Source organism: Corynebacterium sp. ACRPO, from assembly GCF_022347205.1.
In the GTDB taxonomy this organism is placed as follows: Bacteria; Actinomycetota; Actinomycetes; order Mycobacteriales; family Mycobacteriaceae; genus Corynebacterium.
In genome coordinates this window covers 85,879-106,442 of sequence record NZ_JAKRNE010000006.1, presented here as the reverse complement: position 1 = coordinate 106,442, position 20,564 = coordinate 85,879, and the positions used below count along the sequence as shown (strand labels likewise).

Genomic DNA, 20,564 nt, shown 5'->3' with positions numbered 1-20,564 from the left:
GGCATGTCAACCCGTAGTGAAAACACCGTAACCATCAATCAGCCCATCGAAAAGGTCCACAAGGCGCTGCTCACCAAGGAATACTGGGAGTACATCGTGGCCAACCTCTCCCCTGAGGCGGGCCAGGTGCACGACTTCAGCGATAACGTAGCCACCCTCTTCGAGGTTCTGCCGACCACCCTGCTGCCAGAGGCAGTGCGCGCCATGGTCTCCCAGGACCTGAAGGTCAAGCGCGTGGTTACCGTGGGCGAGCTCAACGGTGAGGCTGCTGACGTTAACTACACCGCGGATGTCAAGGGCACCCCGGTTGATTTCAAGGGCGATATCTCCCTGGCCGGCGAGGGCGAAATGACCAAGCTGTCCTACGTCAACGAGATCTCCGTCAATATCCCGATGATGGGCGCCGCCATCGAGCCGAAGGTGGGCGAGTCCCTGGCCGAGCTCTTCGATAACGAGGGCAAGCTGACCGAGCAGTGGATCTCTGAGAACGCCTAAGTTCTACAGAACCGAAATTTATGGCCGACCACGCACATAATCTGCGCGCTAGCGCAGCTGCGGGTCGGCCTTTTGGCGTTATCACCCGCGGCACCACCAACCACAACCGGCTGCGGCGCTGCGATAGGTGGATGCTCGCGCACCCGGAGATTTCCGCGCTGCTGCGGCATGTAGATACCCCGCTGGCGCTCGACGTGGGCTACGGGGCCTCGCATGCGACCACCGTGGAGTGGGCGGGGTGGCTGCGCCGGGCGAATCCGCAGGTAGACGTGCGCGGGCTGGAAATCCACCCGGACCGGGTGCTGCCGCCGCGCGATGGCGTGCGCTTCGAGCTGGGCGGTTTTGAGCTGGCCGGGTACCGGCCTCAGCTAGTGCGCGCGTTTAATGTGCTGCGCCAGTATGACGTGGACCAGGTGGAAGAGGCCTGGCAGACGGTATGTTCCCGCCTCGCCCCAGGCGGTTTCTTTGTGGAGGGCACCTGCGATGAGCTCGGCCGGCGCGCGGCCTGGTTGCTGCTCGATGCCCATGGTCCGCGGACGCTCACCCTGGCGTGGGACCCGTTTGACGTGGCGCGTCCTTCCGATATTGCCGAGCGCCTGCCCAAAATCCTCATCCACCGCAATGTGCCCGGCGAGCCCATCCACGAGCTGCTTCAGGCCGCCGACGAGGCTTGGGATCGCGCTGCCGGCTGGGCGCCTTACGGTCCGCGCGTGCGCTGGCGTAGGGCGCGAGCCATGCTTGCCGACGCCCCCTTTAACATCCACCCCGTCCGCCGGCGCCTGCGCGATAATGTGCTCACCGTGGATTGGGAGTCCATCGCGCCACGGGACTAAACGCGCCGCGCGCTGATGGCAGCTGGGGAGCTGTGAAGTGCCTAGCAATGTGCCCGAAGGCTCCCGCAGACTTTGCCCCGCGCCGTCTCATGCGCCACACTGGTACGCATGGCTTCGAAGAGATCGGCGGGTTCACTCGCCTGGAAAATCATCATTGGCATCCTTGTAGCACTGCTCGTGCTCATCCTCTTGGCCGAGTTCGGCCTGCGCTGGTTCATCGGTCACCAGATGACCTCGCAATTCAACGAGGCCGCGGAGCAAGAGGGAATCCAGGTCAAAGAAGATCCCTCCGTCAGCTTTGGCGGCAGCCCACTGCTCGTAGGGCTGTTCAAGGGTTCCATTTCCCAAATGGATATGACCACGCCGTCCACCCTGCAAATCGACGGCACCGAGATCAAGGGCCAACCTGCCTCCGAGATCCACGTGGAAGATATGAGCACGGACCAGGACAACCCGGTGGCCGGCAAGCTGCGCGCTTCTACCACCGTGCCGGATGACTACCTGCTGGCCTCCTTCCAGAAGGGCATTTCCGAGCAAGCCGGCAGCGACAAGGTAGGCAATATGGTGGTCACGGAGATTACCGCCAATGAGCAGGACCATGTGCTAGACGTGAAGTTCGCCGGCGGCCTGGCCAACCTCTCGCTGGAGCCCACTGCCCACGATGGAAAGCTCGATATCCGCGCCACCGAGGCCTCTATCTTCGGCCTCGAGCTGCCGGATCAGGCCACCGAAGCCATCTCCTCCGCGCTGCAAAACGGCATGTCGGATCAGTTCGTGGGTTCGGACATGAACGTCGATTCCGTGGAGGTGCTCGATGGCGAACTCAAGCTCACCATCACCGGCACCGATGTTCCGATGAACGACATGGATAAGCTGGCCGGCGGCGAGGGCACCACCGGCAATGGTGGGGCCAACAATGGCGCGCCGCAGCAGGACGCGCAGAAGGAAGCCGCCTAAACCAAAGCTGCGGGAAATTCGAGGACCGGAAGAGTGGCAGCGGCCAACGCCGGTCCTTTTTTCATGCCTTCTTCACCGACACCGGATTCCGCGCGGTCCGCGGCTGCGGCCGCGGAGCTGCGCACAATGAGGCGCTGGTAGCCGGCTTGGTGGGCGGCGTTGAGGGTGGCGTCGGCAAGCGGGGCGTCTGGGACGATGAGGCCCAAGCGGGCCGGATCCGGGCAGGCCTCGCGGATGGCGATGAGCTCGGAGAGCACGGCATTGGCATCCGTCACGGTCTCATCGAGGCTGACCCACACCTCACTGGCGCCGGATTGGATGGCCAAGCGCGCCTCAGAGGCCTTGATAAGCGTGTGGTGGCGGCCGGTGGGATAGCCGGCGACGGAGATGATATCGGCCGCGCCGGCCCCCGCGGCGAGGGAAACATGGTGCGGAGAGACCACGACGGTGTTATCGGCGGCGCGGTCCTTGACCGTCGCGGCCGAGGCAGCAAGCAGGTTAAGCATTAGTAGCTGTAATCGCCGTTGATGATGGCCTTGAGCTGCGGGCGCACATCAAACCAGTACACGCCGGTAATGACCGTGCCGATCCACGACAAGAAAAGCATGCCAGTGGCCATCGCTACCGCCGAACCAGCCAGCAAGCCTACCCACACCCACTTGCCTTGGCGGTCGCCCGCGCGGAAGGCATCCTCGCGCGTGGCGGCGGCGAGAATCGCGCCGATGATGGCGGTCAGGGCGAGGATGCGCAAAATATAGGCATCCAAGTGGTACGCAATTTCCAAAAGTAAATACATGTAGTTTAATTCTGTGGATCGTCAGTCTCGATTACTTCGCCATCGATAATATTATCGCCCTGCGAAGGAGCCGAATCCTGGCCGGGGCGCGGCGCATTCTTCTTTTCCGCACGGCGGGCCTGCGCGGAATTATAGGCGTCCATCACGCCCTCGCGGGTCTCGTTATAAGCGGTGGAGAACTTGCCCTTAGCGGCGTCGAAAGCAGCGGACTCACGGGTGCCATCGGCGGCCTTCTTCAAGGAAGCACCAAATTCCTTCGCGGTGGCGGTGGCCTTGTCCACTAGGCCATCCTTGCCGGTGGCGCCGTAGGGGCTGTGTGCCTGCGCGCCATGCGCGTGCTGGGTGCGCTCTTCTTGCAGGCGGCCGCCGAAGTCCTTGGCTACCTCAAAAGCGGCGCTACCGGCATCCTTCAGGGAATCGAAAATCTTCTTATTATCGCTCATTGCTCATTACTCCTTTTGCCTAAGCACCAAAGATAAGGTGGTTGATCGCGAATATCACCAATCCTGCCAGGGAACCGACGACGGTGCCGTTCAAACGAATAAACTGCAGGTCCTTGCCCACCATGAGCTCGATATTGTGGGAGGCTTCCTCCGCATCCCAGCGCTTGATGGTCTCCGGGATAATCGCGATGATTTCCGGCGCGAATTTCTCCACCGCGTAGCGCGCGGCCTTATCCACGAGCGCATTGGCCTGGGCCAGGAATTCGGAGTCCTCGAGCAGACGGTGCGCCAGCTCCTTCACCTTCGCCGTAATCTTCTGGCGCAGGAAAGACTCCGGGTCATTGAGCTGGTCAATGAGCGTGGTGGACACCGTGCGCCACATGGCCGCCGGTGCCTGCTGGGCTTGATCGGAGGCGAGCATCTCTTGCTTGATGCCCTCGATGCGCCCGCGCATGTCCTCGTCCCACTGCAGATCCGAGGCCAGCTTGGACAGGTTTCGGCGAATGGCCAGGCGGGCCTCGTGGTTGCCATTGCGGCGCACCTCATCGGCGAATTCCACGAGCTCGGTATAGACCTTCTCCCCCACCATCTCGCGGGCAAAGCGCGGCGCCCACCCTGGCATGCGCTCGTCGATTGCGGTGACCACGGTGGGCTCCATGCTCAGAATCTTGCCGTGTGCCCACTCGATGAGGTCGTCTTCCAGCGGACGAGCCTTGCCGTCAGCAATATAGCCCTCCAGCAACCTACCCAGCGGCGGGCCCCACTCGGGCTCGGCCAGGCGGTCCATGACTTGGGTGCGGATGAATTGCTCTGCCTCAGCTGGGTCGAGATCTTCCACCACGCTGGCGGCACGCTCGCCAATCCACGCGGAGACCTCCTCCGCCTTGCCGGGCTCCACACCCTGGCGCGCCAGCCATAGCGGCAGCTCCGCCTCCCGGACCTTGGCGCTAAGTGCATCCGCGGTCAGGAAGTTCTCCTCCACGAAGTCCTTCAAGGCATCGCCCACGCGGTCCTTATTATTCGGAATCAACGCCGTATGCGGGATGGGCAGGCCCATCGGCCGGCGGAATAGCGCGGTCACCGCAAACCAGTCCGCCAAGCCGCCCACCATGCCGGCCTCCGCCGCTGCGCGCACGTAGCCCACCCATACCGGAGCCCCGCTTTCCGACGCCTGCCACCACGAACACCCCAAAAAGATCACCGCCGCACCAATAAGGAACGACAGCGCAATCGCCTTCCACCGGCGCAGGTCCGCACGCCGGGCCTCCTGGTTGCCAGCCTGCGGCACGGGAGCAGCACCCGACGATGCCGTTGCCGTAGCCATCTCGAGGCCTTCCTCCGCGCGGTGCGTCATGAGTTCTCCTTGAGGTTGTGAAGGTGTATTCGGGCTTCGACCATTAAGACTAGTGCGTACTTAAAAGCACTCGACCTCTGCCTTCAGCAATTAAGCTTATGAACGCCAAAGAATCTGAACTGAAGGGCACCAGATTTTGTTCTGTTAGAGAAGATAAATACCCACTAGCACAAACACTAACTTCGTTAATCTAAGCAGGCGGTCTTAATGGGGTTGACCAGGTCGCTTCCGAGGCTAAGGATAAGCTCTTCGATGCTGCCGAGGGTATGAAGGATAAGGCCAACAAGGTTATCGGCGGCCTGAAGGACGACTAATCCTCGGCCCCCTCATCTCTGTCTCTGCACATCGCTGCGCTGACACTCTGCTGGCGCAGCGAATTTATTGATCAAGAGTACGTGCGCATCACGAAACGCAGTGACGTGTCCGAGCAGCAGAAGGCTATCCCTTCGAAAGCGATTGTTGGATAGAGCCCAACCGTAGTGTCATAACCACATCCCCAATTCCAACTTTCCCGGAAGCAGCGTCAGAGGCTTTTAATGCCCAGAAGTACGCAAAGTAAAAATCCGCCCAGGTTCACCCAGAGACACGCATTATCATGTCGATTTGCCCCTTGCTTTCATCTTCTCTAGGGAAACCAGCAGCTAAAACCATAAATCAGAACATATGCTTTAGCATATGTTCTGATTTATGGCGGGCTCGGCGAGTGCGCTGATTTACCCTCACATTGCGTTGTTTACACGTTTTCAATGCTCATTATAAAAAAGGGTTCAAACGGAATTCGTGTAGGCGCAATCAAGGGCTATAAAATATCGCATTCCTTGCATCCAAACCTGTACATCCAGAGAATTGCCTTGGATTGGCGGTAACAGGTACTAGATATGCGTTCGTAAAATTAGCGCGCGTTAACGTCGCTCCACGAAGGTCTGACTCGCTAAGAATTGCGTTCGTAAAATCTGCGTCGGTGAAATCTGCCGATTTCAAGTTAGCCCATGCCACCATGGAGCCGCGGAACGAGCATCCTTTGCATATGCTTCCTTCGAGATTGATATCCGTCAGGTCATAGTTGGACATATCTTTTCCGGAAATGTCTTTACCAGCGAGTCCCGTGACCCACGTTTGGGGCATTGCTCTATACATCTTTTACGTGGTCCGATCTGTTTCGATTGTGGAACTGGCCTATGGCCAACAATATAAATGCGTTTAAAAATACGTTTACTAGAGACAACAAATCGATGTAACCATGACCTAACCCTAGAAATCCTGATAGACCTAGGACAAACGCTAGACAGGTGCTTAAAGAGGCTGCAATAAAAACCCATTTAGGGGTGGTTGTTCTGTACCTGTATAACGCGCACCAAATAATTAGGGTGATTCCAATTAAAACAAGAGCTTTGCTATTTTCCATGTCTACTCACGGTGAAAAGCGAAACTGTATTTCTTGTCTCTAGCATCGAGTTGCATACGGGGGTGCTGTTGCAAAGTTGGGTGGAGAACCGCGAACACTCCTTTCTTCGTCGCCTGGCCAGCATTATGGCCCAGCCTGCTTAGATATTCTGGAAGATGTTGTTGAGGTATTTCACCTGCCGGTGTTCCACTGTTGGCGGGCAGATTCCCTCTGACTTCAACTCGGCGATTGCCCTGGCTAGTGAGGGTGCTTTATCGGTGTTGATCACTCTGGGATACCCGGCTGACGCATTGGATCTGACGGCCTTGGCCAGGAAACACTTCGCTGCGGCCACGTTCCGCTTCGGAGAGAGGTAAAAGTCCAGGGTCTGGCCACCGGCGGTGATCGCCCGATAGAGGTAGCACCACCTGCCGCCGACCCGGATATAGGTCTCATCCACCCGCCAGAAACTGGCCTGCCAGTCAGGTACCTGCCGGTACCACCGTGTTTGCTTGTCCAGCTCAGGGGGCGTATTTCTGGACCCAGCGGTAGATCGTGGTGTGATCGACCGGCACGCCCCGCTGAAGTCATCATTTCCTCCAGATCGCGGCAGCTCACCCCGTAGCGGCAGTACCACCCACTGCCCACAAAATGATGTCACGGGGAAATGACAACCGGAGAAAATACCCATGGCTGTGATTATTTCACGTCGCTCTTCCTACTGCCCCAACTTTGCAACAGCACCCACTGATCCGCCTTCGTTCAACTACGAACGCGGGGAGCACCTCTCGATCGCAATCTGGGGGCGTTGAAGCAACGGTAAGGAGGGAGGCGTCGGCAAGCGCAGCTTAAAGCAACGCTATGTTGGCGCCTTCTTGGGCCTTTGGCTCAAGATATGCAACAACCCCCGCTTCCCTGCATGGCGTGCATGCTGTGAGGAGCGGGGTTGTTGGTGCTTGGCTTAAAAGCGAATACTAGTTAACGCGGCCGGTTTCCTTGCGGTACTTGCGGTAGTAGCGGCGGCCGTAGTGGACGGTGCCTACTGCGGCGATGGCCACAATGACTAGGGCGATGATGCCGATGATCATGGTCAGGGTGTAGTCACCCTCGCCTGCGGTGCCCAGCGGGGTGTCCCACACGCCAAGGCCCCAAATGATGATGCCGGCAGCCGGGAGGCAAGACAGGATCAGACCCATGCCCACCCAGGTGGAGGTGCGAAGCAGGGAAGAGTGAGGAGCACCGAAGGATACTGGATCGTAGCCCTCAATGTAGGTGTCCTGAATCTTGCCGGAGAACTCTGGGTAGGTCTCGCTGGCGTAGTCAGCGACTGCATGGGTGTTATCGCTCATGGCGGAGTCTTTCTGTCTTTCTCTCGTTCCTAGTATTCCTACGGAATAACCTTAGCTTAGTCGTCCTTGCCACGGAAAGCAGCACGTGCACGTTCGCGGGTAACCGCAGAAACTGCGGTCAGCGGAACGCCGGCCGGGCAGACATCGGCGCACTCACCGTAAAGGGAGCAGTGGCCAAAGTTGGCTTCCAGGTCGTCGACCATGTTGCGGGCACGGCGGCCACGCTCTTCCTTGCCCAGCGGCATAAGGGAGAGGTGCACCAGCTTCGCACCGGTAAACAGGTGAGCCGCACCGTTCGGGCAGGCAGCAACGCAGGCACCGCAGCCAATGCAGGCGGCATGATCCAGCGAGTACTCGGCGGTCTCGTGGTTGAGGTGCATGGTATCCGCATCCGGAGCGGTACCCGCATCCATGGAGACGTAACCGCCCTGCTCCATTACGTGATCCAGTGCCGCGCGGTCCACGACCATGTCCTTGATGACCGGGTAGGCAGCAGAACGGAATGGCTCCAGCTTGACGGTCTGGCCATCGGTGAAGTTAAACAGGCGCTGCTGGCAGGCAGGGGTGTTCTGGCCTGGGCCGTGCGGGCGACCGTTGACGGTCAAACCACAGGTACCACAGATGCCCTCACGGCAGTCGGAAGCGAAAGCGAAGGGCTCTTCGCCGCGCTCAATGTAGCCCTCGTTAACGTGGTCCAGCAGTTCCAGGATGGACATCTGCTCAGAGGCGTCATCCACCTGGACGGTCTCGAAGTGGCCTTCTTGGGTCGGTCCGGCTTGACGCCAGATCTCAAGTGTCAGTTTCATTACTTGTAGTTCCTTGTCATCAGCGGGATCGAATCAAAGTACAGCGGCTCGGCGTGACGGATGAACTCGTTCTTATTTGCGCCCGGCTCCCATGCGGAAACAAAGCACCAGTTCTCATCGTCGCGTTCTGCCTCGCCGTCTTCGGTCAGGTGGTCCTCACGGAAGTGAGCGCCACAGGACTCATCGCGGTCCAAAGCGTCGACACACATGAGCTCGCCCAAGTCCAGGTAGTCGGCTACGCGCAGGCCGTACTCCAGCACCTGGTTCATGTCGTTGGCCTCGCCCGGAATGCGGACATTAGCCCAGAAGTCCTCGCGCAGTTCGCGGATCTTGGTGATCGCGGCCTTGAGGTCTTCGACGTTACGGGACACACCGCAGCCGTGGTAGAGGATATCGCCCAGCTGGCGGTGGTAGTAAGACGGACCGTGCGGGTTCTCACCGCGCACTCCCATGAGGCGATCGATGCGCTCCTGGGACTGTGCCAGGGTTGCCTGTGCCTCCGGGGAATCCTCGGCCAGCTTCTCCTCGTTGAGGTGGTCAGCCAAGTAGTTCGGGATGGTGAATGGCAGGGTGAACCAGCCGTCGACGGAAGCCGAAAGCAGGGAGTTAGCACCCAGGCGGTTAGCACCGTGGTAGGTCCAGGAGCACTCACCGGCGGCAAAGAGGCCGTCGATGGAAGTCATCTCGTTGAAGTCGGTCCACAGGCCACCCATGGTGAAGTGGCAGGTCGGGGCGATGCGCATCGGGGTCTCATAGGCGGACTCACCGATAGCCTCTTCGTACATCTCGATGAGGTTGGAGTAACGCTCGCGGATCTTGTCCTTGCCCAGGCGCTCGATGGCGTCACGGAAGTCCAGGTACACCGAGTTGTGCAGCGGGCCAACACCCAGACCGGCGTTGATCTGCTGGGAGATGGCACGGGAGGCAACGTCGCGCGGAACCAGGTTGCCGAATGCCGGGTAGCGGCGCTCCAAGAAGTAGTCGCGCTCTTCTTCCGGAATGGTATTCGGGTCGCGGTCGTCACCCTCCTTCTTCGGGGACCAAATGCGGCCGTCGTTACGAAGGGACTCCGACATCAGGATGGTCTTGGACTGCCAATCGGAGTTGACCGGCAGGCCCGTCGGGTGGAACTGCACGAAGGCTGGGGAGGCCAGGTAGGCACCGCTGTCATACGCACGCATCATGGCGCTGGCATTGGAGTTCTTTGCCAGGGTGGACATGTGGTAGACGTTGCCGTAGCCGCCGGTACCCAGCACAACTGCGTGGCCGGTGAAGGCCTTGAGCTCACCGGTAATCAGGTTGCGGGTAACGATGCCGCCGGCGCGCTTCTTACCGTTGTCGTTGTAGACGATGATGTCCTGCAGGTCGTTGTGAGCGAAAAGCTCCACGTTGCCCAGGCCAATCTGGCGGTAGAGCGCCGAGGTGGTGGACAGCTGCAGCTGCTGACCTGTTTGGCCACGGGTGTAGTAGGTACGGGAGACCTGCACGCCACCGAAGGAACGGGTAGCCAGGGTGCCGCCATACTCGCGAGCGAATGGGGCGCCGATGGCGTTCATGTGGTCAATGACGCGGACGGACTCGTTTGCCAGGCGCCAGCAGTCGGACTCGCGGCAGCGGTAGTCGCCGCCCTTAACGGTGTCCTTGGTGTGGCGGTAGGCGGAGTCATTGTCCACCTTCTTGGCACGGGAGGCGTTGACGCCACCCTGCGCGGCAATGGAGTGCGCGCGGCGCGGGGAATCGTGGTAGGTGAATACCTTTACCTTGTAGCCCAGCTCGCCCAGTGCGGCCGCAGCGGAACCAGCGGACAGGCCGGTGCCAACTACGAGAACCTCAAACTTGCGGCGGTTCAGCGGGGAGACCAGCTGCATGTGGTCCTTTTGGTGGGACCACATATCCTTCATCGGCACGCCGTGCGGCTCGTGGGATTCCAGAATGTTGCCGGCAGATACGCCCGGAACGATGGACTGTGGGTGCGAGAACTTAGGGTGCTCGCGCTTGAGTTCAGTATTAGTCATGGGTTTCTAACTCCTTTAGCTGACCAAGCCCAGGGCAACGGACAAAGGCATAACGATGTTGCCGATACAGACAACGGCCGGGATGACGTACGCCAGGATCAGGAAGGTCTGACGCCACTTCGCACCGGTGATACCCAGGTCAGAGGCGGCAAGGCGAATGCCGTGGGTGAGGTGCAGGAACAGGAAGCACATAGCGATCACGTACACGATGGTGACCGGCCAGCGGCTGAAGGTGGCGATCATGTTGGCCTTCACCGCGCCCTCTGCAAAGTCGCCGGGAGCGAAAGGTTGCACGCCCAGGGTCAGGTCCAGCAGGTGGAAAATGATGAACAGCAGCAAGACGATGCCGGTAACCAGCATGGACTTGGTAGCGAAGGAATCAAGGCCGCCCATCAGGTTGCTGCGGCGGAACTTGCCGCGGGACGCCTTAGAGCGTGCGGTCAGGGCAAATGCACCATAGATGTGGGCGAGGATGGCAACCAGCAGGACGGCGCGGATAATCCACAATGCGCCCTCGTGCGGGAACAACGGCTCGCCCATGGAGCGCAGGAATGCGCCGTATTCATCCAGCGCCTCTTCGCCGCCGTGTGCCGGCAAGTACAACTTCAGGTTGCCGGCCATGTGGCCAACAACGAAAAGGGCAAAAAGCAGGCCAGTGACGGCCATAATGAGCTTCAGAACCCAGGAGGGCACTCCCGGCTTCTGACGGATTGGTTCGTTCGTGATGTGGCCGTGAGCTACTGCCTCACGGTCCGGATTTCTTAAAGTCATGACACCTCCATTGTCGCCCTCACTTTAACTGGGCTTAACCGCTGGTTACTAGTCAATTCCTGCAGCGTTTCAGCTAACGGTACAGCGGTACGGTTAAAGTCAGAATTCTCTTAGGTAAGGGTTGCCTTAAAAGCCTCCGGGTAAAACGTCACTACCTTGGCAGCTCGGAATTCCGCAATATTGACGTTGCGTAATTTGTCCCAGATTTGTGAACTTGGTCACCCAGTGTTGCCAGAGTGACCGCCTTACCCCTTTATGTGTCAAACTTTCGCATGAAACCCACATGTAGCCCACAGGCGGGTGAACATTCTTCGCAAGATCTTTGCAATTAGGGTGCACACCCGCAGGCCAGCCAGTAACCTTGCCGGCATGAGTAAGACGTATGTGGGATCCCGCCTTCGCCAGCTTCGCCGTGAGCGCGATCTCAGTCAGGCTTCCCTTGCCGCGACGCTGGGGCTCTCCGCCAGCTACGTCAATCAGATCGAACACGACGTCCGTCCGCTCACCGTCCCGGTGCTCCTTCGCATCACGGAGGTCTTCGGCGTCGATGCCACCTTCTTCTCCCGTGACGATGACTCCCGCCTTCTTGCCGAGATCCAGGACGTCATCCAAGACAAAGAGCTCTGCCCCTCCCCCGTCGAGCTGCAAGAGCTCTCCGAGCTGGTCTATAACCACCCCACCGTGGCTCGCACGCTGGTAGACGTCCACCGCCGCTACCGCAATGTGCGCGATAAGCTCTCGCTGGCCACTGATGCCCGCCGCACCACCGAGGCCACCCAGGCCCTATCCATGCCGCACGACGAGGTGCGCGACTTCTTCTACGCTCGCCAAAACTACTTGGACAACCTGGACCACCATGCAGAGCAGCTTGCCGACGCCCTCTCGGTCACCCACTTCGGCATCCGCGACACCGAACACGCCCTGGCCCAGCGCCTGCGCGATCGCCACAACGTAGATATCCACATCACCTCCCAGATGGATGGCACGCTACACAGCTTTGACCGCGAAACCGGCGAGTTCCGGCTCGCGTCGCGCCTGAGCGAAGGCCAGCGCGCCTTCCGCATGGCCGCGGAGCTGAGCTTCCTCGAGGCCGGGGAAGACATCGCTTCCCTAGTGGAGGAGGAGCCGTTTACCTCGGATGCTTCGCGCAACCTCGCGCGGCGCGGCTTGGCCAGCTACTTCGCCGCCGCCACCGTGATGCCCTATGCACTGATGCATTCCGAAGCCGAGCGCTCCGGCTACGACGTGGAATACCTCTGCCAGGTCTTCGGCGTGGGCTATGAATCCGTGGCCTCCCGCCTGTCCACCCTGCAGCGCGATAACCTCCGCGGCATTCCTTTTACTTTTGTTCGCGTCGACCGCGCCGGCAATATGTCCAAGCGCCAATCCGCCACCGGCGTGCACTTTTCCAATAATGGCGGCACCTGCCCGCTGTGGAATGTCTACGAGACCTTCACCCAGCCCGGCATTATCTCCCGCCAGCTGGCCCAAATGCCCGATGGTCGCAACTACCTGTGGATTTCGCGCGCCGTCCAGCACCACCAGGGGCGCTTTGGCGATACCGATAAGCTCTTCGCCATCGGCCTAGGCTGCGAAGCCCGCCACGCCGACCGCACCGTCTACGCCGAGGGGCTCGATCTCACCGATCTCTCTACCGCCACCCCCATCGGCTCCGGCTGCCGCACGTGCCCGCGCGAGAACTGCGCGCAACGCGCCTTTCCACCCATCAACGAGGTCATTAGCGTCGACGCCCACCGCTCCGCCGTGGCACCGTACTAACTCTGCCACCCAGGTGGACTACACATAGAAAAGCGGCACCGCGGTCCGCCTCCCTCCAACGAGGGGAGCGAACGGTGCGGTGCCGCTGGCGTCGCGCTCTATGGCGACGTCGGCAAGCAGCCCTGCTTAGAGGTTAATCATGTGGCCGCCGATGCCCTCGGCTGCTTCCTTCATGGCCTCAGAGAGGGTCGGGTGGGTGTGAACGTTGCGGCCGATTTCCTCAGCGGTGAGGTCGAAGCGCTGCGCCAAGGTCAGCTCCGGCAGCAGCTCGGATACGTTGGAGCCCACCATGTGGCCGCCGATGAGCTCGCCGTACTCGCCGTCCGCGATGAGCTTGACAAAGCCGGCGGTCTCATTGAGGCCAGCGGCCTTGCCGTTAGCGGAGAACGGGAAGGTAGCGACCTTGATATCGCGGTCCGCGAACTTCTCCTTGGCAGCTTCTTCGGTGTAGCCGAAGGAAGCGACCTGCGGGTTGCAGAAGGTAGCGCGCGGCATATTCATGTAGTCACCCAAGAGCTGGGTCTCCACGCCGGCGATGGTCTCTGCGGCGACAACGCCCTGGGCCTCAGCAACGTGGGCGAGCTGCAGCTTCGCGGTGACGTCACCGATGGCGTAGATGTGGTCGACGTTGGTGCGCATGGTGTCATCGATGGCAATAGCGCCGCGCTCGGTGAGCTCAACGCCGGTGTTCTCCAGGCCGAAGCCCTCGGTGCGCGGGGCGAAGCCGATGGAGATCATGGCACGGTCCACGGTGAGGGTGTCCTGCTTGGAGCCGTCCTTGGACTCCACCTCAACGGTGACATTATCGCCGTTGTCCTTCACGGAGGTGGTCTTGTAGCCGGTCAGCAGCTTGACGCCGAGCTTCTTGTACTCCTTGGCAATGGCCTTGGAGACGTCCTTGTCCTCGTTCGGCAGGACGCGGTCCATGAACTCCACGATGGTGACGTCCACGCCATAGTTGGACAGAACATAGGCAAATTCCATGCCGATGGCGCCGGCGCCGACGATGACCATGGACTTCGGGGCCTCATCGTTGAGGATCTGTTCCTCGTAGGACACGATGTTGCCGCCGAGCTCTACGCCCGGCAGGGACTTGACCACGGAACCGGTAGCGATGATGCAGTCATCGAAGGTGACGGTCTTGCCCTTGTCATCACCATCGGTGATTTCGATGGTCTTATCGTCCTTGAAGGAGCCAAGGCCGTTGATTTCGGTGATCTTGTTCTTCTTCATCAGGTAATGGACACCCTTGACGATGCCCGCGGAAACCTTGCGGGAACGCTTGTGGGCAACACCGAAGTCGAAGGAGACATCGCCGGAAATGCCGAAGTCCTTGGCCTCGTGGTTGAAGGTGTGGGCAACCTCAGCGTTCTTCAGCAGCGCCTTAGAAGGGATGCAGCCTACGTTGAGGCAGACACCGCCCCAGTACTGCTTCTCGATTACGGCAACTTTCTTACCAAGCTGAGCTGCACGGATGGCGGCCACGTAGCCGCCAGGGCCCGCGCCGAGTACTACTACGTCATAATGTTCATTAGTCACGCCCTTTAGGATACGTAACTTTCCCCTCCATGTCGCGCATTGGGTCACACTCTTATGCCCGAGTACCCCACGCTTCGGGGGGTAAAACGCACAAAGGCCCTGCACGGTGGCGTCGGCAAGCGCGCGACGCCCCCACGCAGGGCTATGGGCTCGGTGTTTTAGAACAGGCCGAGAGCCAGTGCAGCGGTGGAGGACATGGAGGAGCCGGCGTGCAGGAACTGGCCCAGAACTTCGTTGATGGCTACGAGGATGGAATCGAAAACGTTCATTATTCTTCTTTCTGTGTTTTTACTTGCCTAGAGCGAGGGATGGGCCCGCGGATGGGGACCGCATTATTCACACGTTTAGTACTAGCGGAGATTGTAGCGCCACCGTTACATACGCGCCGTGTTCAGAATTATGACACATAAACCACATACGTCACAGGTTTTGCTACATTAAAAGGGCTATTAAGGCATAGAGTCTTGCTAACACTCCCGCTATGCGGAACGATACCTACTGAGAAGATTCTCTTAACTCGAGGAAGCTAAAAATATGCATACTTTGCGCTCTATCGGCTCCAGCGTCGCAGGCATCGCCATCGCGGCAGGAGTCCTCTCCGCCCCTCTCGCCTCCGCCGTTGAGCCGGCCGAGCTCCAGGGTGACGCCACCCCGTCCACCATCCGCGAGGTTAACCTCACCGACTCAGCGGATGCGGAAAACATCAACTACGCCATCACCACCAAAGGTGAAAACCGCGTGGTGGATATTGCCAAGCTGAAGGACAAGGACAAGTGGAAGGGCTATGCCTTTGGCCATAAGAGCAAGGCTGGCAAGCACTACGGCAACCACGTAAAGGCCCTGACCGCCACCTCCGCCGCCATGGACGGCCGCGAGGTTCCGCTTGCGGTCATCACCCCGGACGGCAACTTTGATAAGAAGCGCCCCACCCTGTACCTGCTCAATGGCGCGGGCGGCGCTGAGCAGGGCATGGACTGGCTGACCGCCACCGCCAACCATGACATCGACCCTGAGACCAAGGGCGTGCAGGACATGGTGGACTTCTACACGTCCAAGGACGTCAACGTGGTGATCCCGCAGGCCGGCGCCTTCTCCTATTACACCGACTGGGTATCTTCCCCGAATAGCGGCTACCTCAAGGGCCCGCAGAAGTGGGAAACCTTCCTCACCAAGGAGCTACCGGGCAAACTGGAAGAGCACATCGGCGGCAATGGCAAGCGCGGCATCGCCGGCATGTCCATGTCCGCTACCTCTTCCCTGCTGCTGGCAGAGCACAACCCGGGCTTCTACAACGCCGTGGGCTCCTTCTCCGGCTGCGCTGCCACCTCTCGCCCGCTGCCACGCCTGTACACCCAGCTGACCGTCAACCGCGGCGGTGGCTCGGCCGATCAGATGTGGGGCGCTATGGGCAGCGAGTACAACGTGTACAACGATGCCCTGGTGAACGCTAACCCGAATAACCTGGGCAAGTCCGAGACCTATGTCTCGGTCAACTCCGGCCTGGGCGGCGCCAATGACTGGGGTGTTCCGGGGTCTTCCACCCTCATCGTTGAAGGCGGCGTCATCGAGGCCGCGATGAACTCCTGCACCCATGACCTCAAGGCCAAGATGGACTCCCAGGGCATGGACGCGGACTGGAACTTCCGCAATACCGGCACCCACTCCTGGCCGGGCTGGCGCGATGACATTTTCTCCTCGTGGAAGACCTTCGAGCGCGGCTTTGCCAAGGATGCTGCAGAGGCACCGGCCGAGCCGGAGGTAAAGCCCAACGAGCTTTCTATCGAGGCACCGCAGGCCGAGGAAGATGCGCAGGTTAAGGACGCCCCGAGCGCCGCTGACCAGTCCCCGGATAAGGACTACGTCGAAGATCTGACCGCTGACGCCCCAGAGACCGCCGGTACTGCGGAATAAGCAACGCAGCAGTATAATCAGCGAGTTCATAAACTACAGGAAAGAAGCACTATGAAGCGCCTTAGCTCCATCCTGGCCGCCACCGCCGTGTGCGCAGGCTTGGCCTGCGCCCCGATGGCGGGGGCCGCACAGCTCACCCCGCAGCAGGTAGCGGGCAACGCCGCCCAGTCCACCCTGGCCCCGCTGGAGGTCACCCCAGAGCTGGAGCAGCAGACCTGGTACCAGAAGTACAAGGACGATCCGCGCGTCGAAAAGCTGCAGGCCACCTCCCCAGCCATGAACGGCCGCAAGATTCCGCTGGCCGTCATTCGCGCAACGGATGAGAACCGCCCGACCATCTACCTGCTCAATGGCGCAGGTGGCGCGGAGCAGGACATGGACTGGCTGAAGCTTTCTGACGCCGTTGATTTCTACCACTCCAAGAACGTCAACGTGGTCGTCCCACAGGCCGGTGCTTTCTCCTACTACACCGACTGGGTCTCCGAGCCGAACTCCAAGTACCTCAAGGGGCCGCAGAAGTGGGAGACCTTCCTCACCAAGGAACTGCCGGGCGCCATCGAGGGCCATATCAAGGCCGATAACCACCGTGCCATCGCGGGCATGTCCATGTCCGCCACCTCCTCCCTGCTACTGGCAGAGCACAACCAGGGCTTCTACGACGCCGTGGGTTCCTACGCCGGCTGCGCGGCCACCGCTTACCCGGTAGAGCACAAGGCCGTTGAGCTCACCGTCAACCGCGGCGGTGCGACCACGGAGCAGATGTGGGGCCCGTTCGGCTCCCCCACCAACCGCTACAACGACGCGATGATGAACCACGAGAAGCTGCGCGGCACGGAGCTGTACATCTCTTCCGGTTCTGGGCTGGCAGGCAAGGAAGATACCTTCTCCTATAACGTGGCTAAGGGCTACAACCCTGCTACCGCTGCTTTGGGCTCCGCTCAGCTGCAGGTGGAAGGCGGCGCCATCGAGGCTGGCGTGAACTACTGCACCCACAACTTTAAGGCCAAGCTGGACCAGGCTGGCATCCCAGCGACCTACAACTTCCGCAATACCGGCACCCACTCCTGGCCGCACTGGATTGCGGACCTCAAGGATTCTTGGCCGGTCTTCGAGCGCGCTTTCAATAAATAAGCTCGTTTCTTTCCGCGACTAAAAGGGCGGTAGGCTTGCAGCATTATGAAGTTGCTTCCTACCGCCCTTTCGCGTGCCCACACTGATCCTTATACCGGCGTGGATTTTAACCTCGGTTTCGAGGTTTCCCACTACACGCTGGATCTGACCTACCGCGTGGAGCCCAACCTACTTCAAGGCGAGGCTACTTTGGCCATCCGGGCCGACGAGGATTTAACGTCGCTGACCCTAGACCTAGGCGGGGCGATGGTGGCTCGGCGCGTGACCGCAAAGGGTGCGCCGCGGGTGGCTAAGTTCCGTCAGTCTTCCGGCAAGCTGCGCCTGCGTTTTGCTGAGGAGATTGCCGCTGGTACGGAATTTGAGCTGATTATTCGCTATGGCGGCAGCCCGCGGCCGATCCGCACCACCTGGGGCGAGATTGGCTGGGAAGAAACCGAATCCGGCTCGCTGGTGGCCAGCCAGCCCAACGGCGCGCCGAGTTGGTTGCCTTGTGACGATACGCCGTCTGAAAAGGCGCACTATGACATCATCATTACGGCCGATGATCCCTTCATCGTGGTATCCAATGGTGACCTCGTCTCCCGCCGGGCGGGCGGCTCCACCACGCGGTGGCACTACCGCACCCGCGAGCCCATGGCCACCTACCTGGCGACAGTCCAGGTAGGCGAGTTCTCTAATTTTGATTTAGGGCCTTCCACGCGCGCCTGGGCGCCGGCCGCGCTGCGCGAGCGCGTGCTCGATGAGTTTGCCCAGCAGCAGGAAATGGTGGACTTCTTCTCCTCCATTTACGGCCCTTACCCGTTTACGGATTACCAGGTGGTCATCACGGAAGATGAGCTGGAAATACCGCTGGAGGCGCAGGGCCTGTCCATCTTTGGCTCTAATCATATTAAGGGCGACCACGCCTTCGAGCGCCTTATTGCGCATGAGCTTTCGCACCAGTGGTTCGGCAATTCCGTGGGCCTGAGCGAGTGGAAGGATATCTGGCTCAACGAGGGTTTTGCCTGCTACAGCGAGTGGCTATGGGGCGAGCACAAGGGCGAGACCACCGCGCGCGAGGCGGCACGTTCCCACTACAACGTCCTGGGACGCAAGGCGCAGAACCTCACCGTTTCTGATCCGGGTGCGCGCGATATGTTCGATGACCGCGTGTATAAGCGCGGAGCCTTGACCGTGCATGCCATTCACCGCCTGCTTGGCGACGCCTTCTTTACCACCCTCCGCAGCTACCTCACCGAGCACCAGCATTCGGTGGTAGAGCCTTCCATGCTGCTGGATTCCTTCCGCGCCGCCGCTCCTGACGCCGCGCTTTTCGACGCCACCGTAGACACCTGGCTTAACCAGAAGGCCCTTCCTCCCTTCCCGAGTTAGTGGTTTTGGCCCCGTTTCGCGGAGTTTAGTCTGCGTTTGTTTGGGGAATGTCTAATCTATTGACCAAACCCTTCTTTCCTGTTGACGGGGTGTTTTATCTGGGTAAAATAGAACATGTAAACGAATTGGAAGGGAGGGATCATGCAGACCACCAAGCACGCGGAGATAGACTCCGCCATCGCACAGGTTGCCACTGGGCTCACCCAGCTGCGCAGCCTCATGCAGGATCCTTCCGATCTGTCCTTCGAGCTTCTTCATCCTCATTTCGAGCACTTGGAGCGGGCGCTAGGAAATAAGTCCACTATCGACGCCGCCTTCGCTTTCATCGCGGAGCGGGATGACGCCGGCCGCCGCGTTGGTTCCTCCAAGGCCAAGGACTACCTGACCACGCGCCTAGGCCTTACCGATGCCGAGGCCGCCGCCCGCCTCCGCAATGGACGTAATCTCTTTGCACCCATCCCCAATCCGGAGCCGGCTCCCCCTGCGGACCCCGATGCTGACGAGGCCGCACGCGCCCGAGCCGAGGAGGAATCCCGCCGCCGCGCTGACCGCGAGCGCCGCGAGGAGGAGAAGCGCCGCAAGAAGCTCTTTGAGGAAGAGCCTATCCCCGAGCGCATCCTCAACCTCATCGAAAACGAGTTGCGCAGCCTCAGCAAGTACGCCATCCCTGGCCCGAGCGAACTGCGCAATCAAGCTCTCGAGCAGGCCAAGCGTCGTTCCTTCGACTCTCTGCGAGAGTGGCTGCGCAAGGCCATCCGCAAGGCGAATAAGCACGCACTCAACCCAGCCGGCGAGCCCGATCCGCACGCCGCTACCCGCAAGCGCCGCTTTAGCATCTCCCGCCAAGATGCCGACGGCGGCGTGCACATCTCCGGCTATCTCGATGCCTCCGCAGCCGCCATCCTCGCCAGCGCCTTCGCGCCCGCAAAGAATAAGGGCAGCGCGGACCTCAGCCCCGAGGACGATACCCGCACCTATGCCCAACGCATGGCGGACCAACTAACCGCCGCCCTGTCGAGCTACCTTTCCGCCACCCAAAAGAACTCCGACGGCCTCGGCTCCTTCTTCGTCGCCACCACATTGGAAGAACTGGAGGCAATGGGCGGAGATACCCGCTTCGCCACCAGCACCGGCATCGAGCTCACCCCGCTCGACCTCCTCCGCCTGGGCGGCGCGCGGCACGATTTCTTCTGTGCTGTGGACGACAAGGGCTTCCCCCTCGAGCTTGGCCGCACCAAGCGCACTGCTTCCCTCTGGCAAAAACTCGCCCTAGCGGCCTCCGAGCTCGTCTGCACGCACCCAGAGTGCAACCGCCCGTGGCATGACTGCGACGTCCACCATCTCCAAGCCTGGTCTCACGGTGGCGCCACCGACCTCAAGAACCTCACTCTCCTGTGCCGCCGGCACCACGTGGACAATAACGACTACCGCGATGGCCGCAACGGAATGGGACACGCCGAACGAGACCCCGACACGGGCCGGGTAGGCTATCGGGCCGCCCACCCCAACGGCCTATCGCCCACCGTGGAGGTCAACGACCACCCCGCCGCGGAACAAGCCCCGGCCCGCAGGCTCACCGATCCACCTTCGCCACCGCCGTCACCCCCGGGCGCAGCCTGACCGGGGCCCG

18 protein-coding genes and 1 pseudogene are annotated in these 20,564 nt (G+C 60.5%); 8 read left to right on the top strand and 11 right to left on the bottom strand.

Going from position 1 to position 20,564, the window contains the following annotated elements; genetic code table 11:
* Positions 1-3: 3 nt before the first annotated feature.
* From MHY22_RS06060 to MHY22_RS06050, 3 genes are all read left to right on the top strand, one after another.
* Positions 4-495: a DUF2505 domain-containing protein gene (locus tag MHY22_RS06060; protein ID WP_005327201.1), complete on the top strand. Its 492-nt coding sequence runs from the start codon at positions 4-6 to the stop codon at positions 493-495.
* 20 nt (positions 496-515) lie between these two features.
* A complete protein-coding gene (locus tag MHY22_RS06055; RefSeq protein WP_239278519.1) occupies positions 516-1,328 on the top strand; it encodes a class I SAM-dependent methyltransferase in 813 nt (270 codons plus the stop codon).
* Positions 1,329-1,436: 108 nt separating this feature from the next.
* The gene (locus tag MHY22_RS06050) at positions 1,437-2,285 is read left to right on the top strand and encodes a DUF2993 domain-containing protein (RefSeq protein WP_239278517.1); all 849 of its coding nucleotides are present in this window, start codon (positions 1,437-1,439) and stop codon (positions 2,283-2,285) included.
* Here MHY22_RS06050 and MHY22_RS06045 read toward each other — a convergent pair.
* The 10 genes and pseudogenes from MHY22_RS06045 to MHY22_RS06005 all read right to left on the bottom strand — a co-directional run bounded on the left by MHY22_RS06045 (position 2,282) and on the right by MHY22_RS06005 (position 11,203).
* Positions 2,282-2,791, bottom strand: coding sequence for a deoxyribose-phosphate aldolase (locus MHY22_RS06045; protein WP_239278516.1), 510 nt, complete (start codon positions 2,789-2,791; stop codon positions 2,282-2,284). The two genes, MHY22_RS06050 and MHY22_RS06045, sit on opposite strands and share 4 nt — an antisense overlap.
* Positions 2,791-3,081, bottom strand: a complete 291-nt coding sequence (locus tag MHY22_RS06040; RefSeq protein ID WP_239278515.1) for a DUF2516 family protein — start codon at positions 3,079-3,081, stop codon at positions 2,791-2,793. The genes MHY22_RS06045 and MHY22_RS06040 overlap by 1 nt, the downstream gene beginning before the upstream one ends.
* A gap of 5 nt (positions 3,082-3,086) precedes the next feature.
* Entirely contained in the window at positions 3,087-3,524 is a 438-nt protein-coding gene (locus MHY22_RS06035) for a CGLAU_01105 family protein (protein ID WP_239278514.1), read from the bottom strand.
* Positions 3,525-3,543: 19 nt separating this feature from the next.
* Entirely contained in the window at positions 3,544-4,878 is a 1,335-nt protein-coding gene (locus tag MHY22_RS06030; protein ID WP_239278513.1) for a DUF445 domain-containing protein, read from the bottom strand.
* 792 nt (positions 4,879-5,670) lie between these two features.
* A complete protein-coding gene (locus tag MHY22_RS11625) occupies positions 5,671-5,949 on the bottom strand; it encodes a pentapeptide repeat-containing protein (RefSeq protein ID WP_350309236.1) in 279 nt (92 codons plus the stop codon).
* A gap of 482 nt (positions 5,950-6,431) precedes the next feature.
* Positions 6,432-6,953, bottom strand: a pseudogene (locus MHY22_RS06025) (IS6 family transposase); the annotation flags it as partial.
* 283 nt (positions 6,954-7,236) lie between these two features.
* Positions 7,237-7,611 carry a hypothetical protein gene (locus MHY22_RS06020; protein WP_049377823.1) on the bottom strand — a complete coding sequence of 125 codons (375 nt, stop codon included), beginning with the start codon at positions 7,609-7,611 and terminating at the stop codon, positions 7,237-7,239.
* Between the two features lie 56 nt (positions 7,612-7,667).
* Positions 7,668-8,417: a succinate dehydrogenase/fumarate reductase iron-sulfur subunit gene (locus MHY22_RS06015; protein ID WP_005323073.1), complete on the bottom strand. Its 750-nt coding sequence runs from the start codon at positions 8,415-8,417 to the stop codon at positions 7,668-7,670.
* A complete protein-coding gene (locus tag MHY22_RS06010) occupies positions 8,417-10,432 on the bottom strand; it encodes a fumarate reductase/succinate dehydrogenase flavoprotein subunit (RefSeq protein WP_201802305.1) in 2,016 nt (671 codons plus the stop codon). The genes MHY22_RS06015 and MHY22_RS06010 overlap by 1 nt, the downstream gene beginning before the upstream one ends.
* Before the next feature lie 15 nt (positions 10,433-10,447).
* Positions 10,448-11,203: a succinate dehydrogenase cytochrome b subunit gene (locus MHY22_RS06005; RefSeq protein ID WP_239278512.1), complete on the bottom strand. Its 756-nt coding sequence runs from the start codon at positions 11,201-11,203 to the stop codon at positions 10,448-10,450.
* A 369-nt stretch (positions 11,204-11,572) separates the two neighbouring features.
* Here MHY22_RS06005 and ramB point away from each other — a divergent pair, with 369 nt between their 5' ends.
* On the top strand, positions 11,573-12,982 hold the full coding sequence (gene ramB / locus MHY22_RS06000; protein WP_239278511.1) for an acetate metabolism transcriptional regulator RamB: 1,410 nt from the start codon (positions 11,573-11,575) through the stop codon (positions 12,980-12,982).
* A gap of 126 nt (positions 12,983-13,108) precedes the next feature.
* Here ramB and lpdA read toward each other — a convergent pair whose 3' ends face one another.
* Positions 13,109-14,521: a dihydrolipoyl dehydrogenase gene (lpdA, locus tag MHY22_RS05995; protein WP_005327177.1), complete on the bottom strand. Its 1,413-nt coding sequence runs from the start codon at positions 14,519-14,521 to the stop codon at positions 13,109-13,111.
* Between the two features lie 543 nt (positions 14,522-15,064).
* Between lpdA and MHY22_RS05990 the strand changes: the two genes are divergently transcribed.
* From MHY22_RS05990 to MHY22_RS05975, 4 genes are all read left to right on the top strand, one after another.
* Positions 15,065-16,432 carry an alpha/beta hydrolase gene (locus MHY22_RS05990; RefSeq protein ID WP_370658839.1) on the top strand — a complete coding sequence of 456 codons (1,368 nt, stop codon included), beginning with the start codon at positions 15,065-15,067 and terminating at the stop codon, positions 16,430-16,432.
* A 51-nt stretch (positions 16,433-16,483) separates the two neighbouring features.
* Positions 16,484-17,563, top strand: coding sequence for an alpha/beta hydrolase family protein (locus MHY22_RS05985; RefSeq protein WP_239278509.1), 1,080 nt, complete (start codon positions 16,484-16,486; stop codon positions 17,561-17,563).
* Between the two features lie 45 nt (positions 17,564-17,608).
* A complete protein-coding gene (locus MHY22_RS05980) occupies positions 17,609-18,934 on the top strand; it encodes a M1 family metallopeptidase (RefSeq protein WP_239278507.1) in 1,326 nt (441 codons plus the stop codon).
* A gap of 141 nt (positions 18,935-19,075) precedes the next feature.
* Entirely contained in the window at positions 19,076-20,554 is a 1,479-nt protein-coding gene (locus tag MHY22_RS05975; protein ID WP_239278505.1) for an HNH endonuclease signature motif containing protein, read from the top strand.
* Positions 20,555-20,564 lie beyond the last annotated feature (10 nt).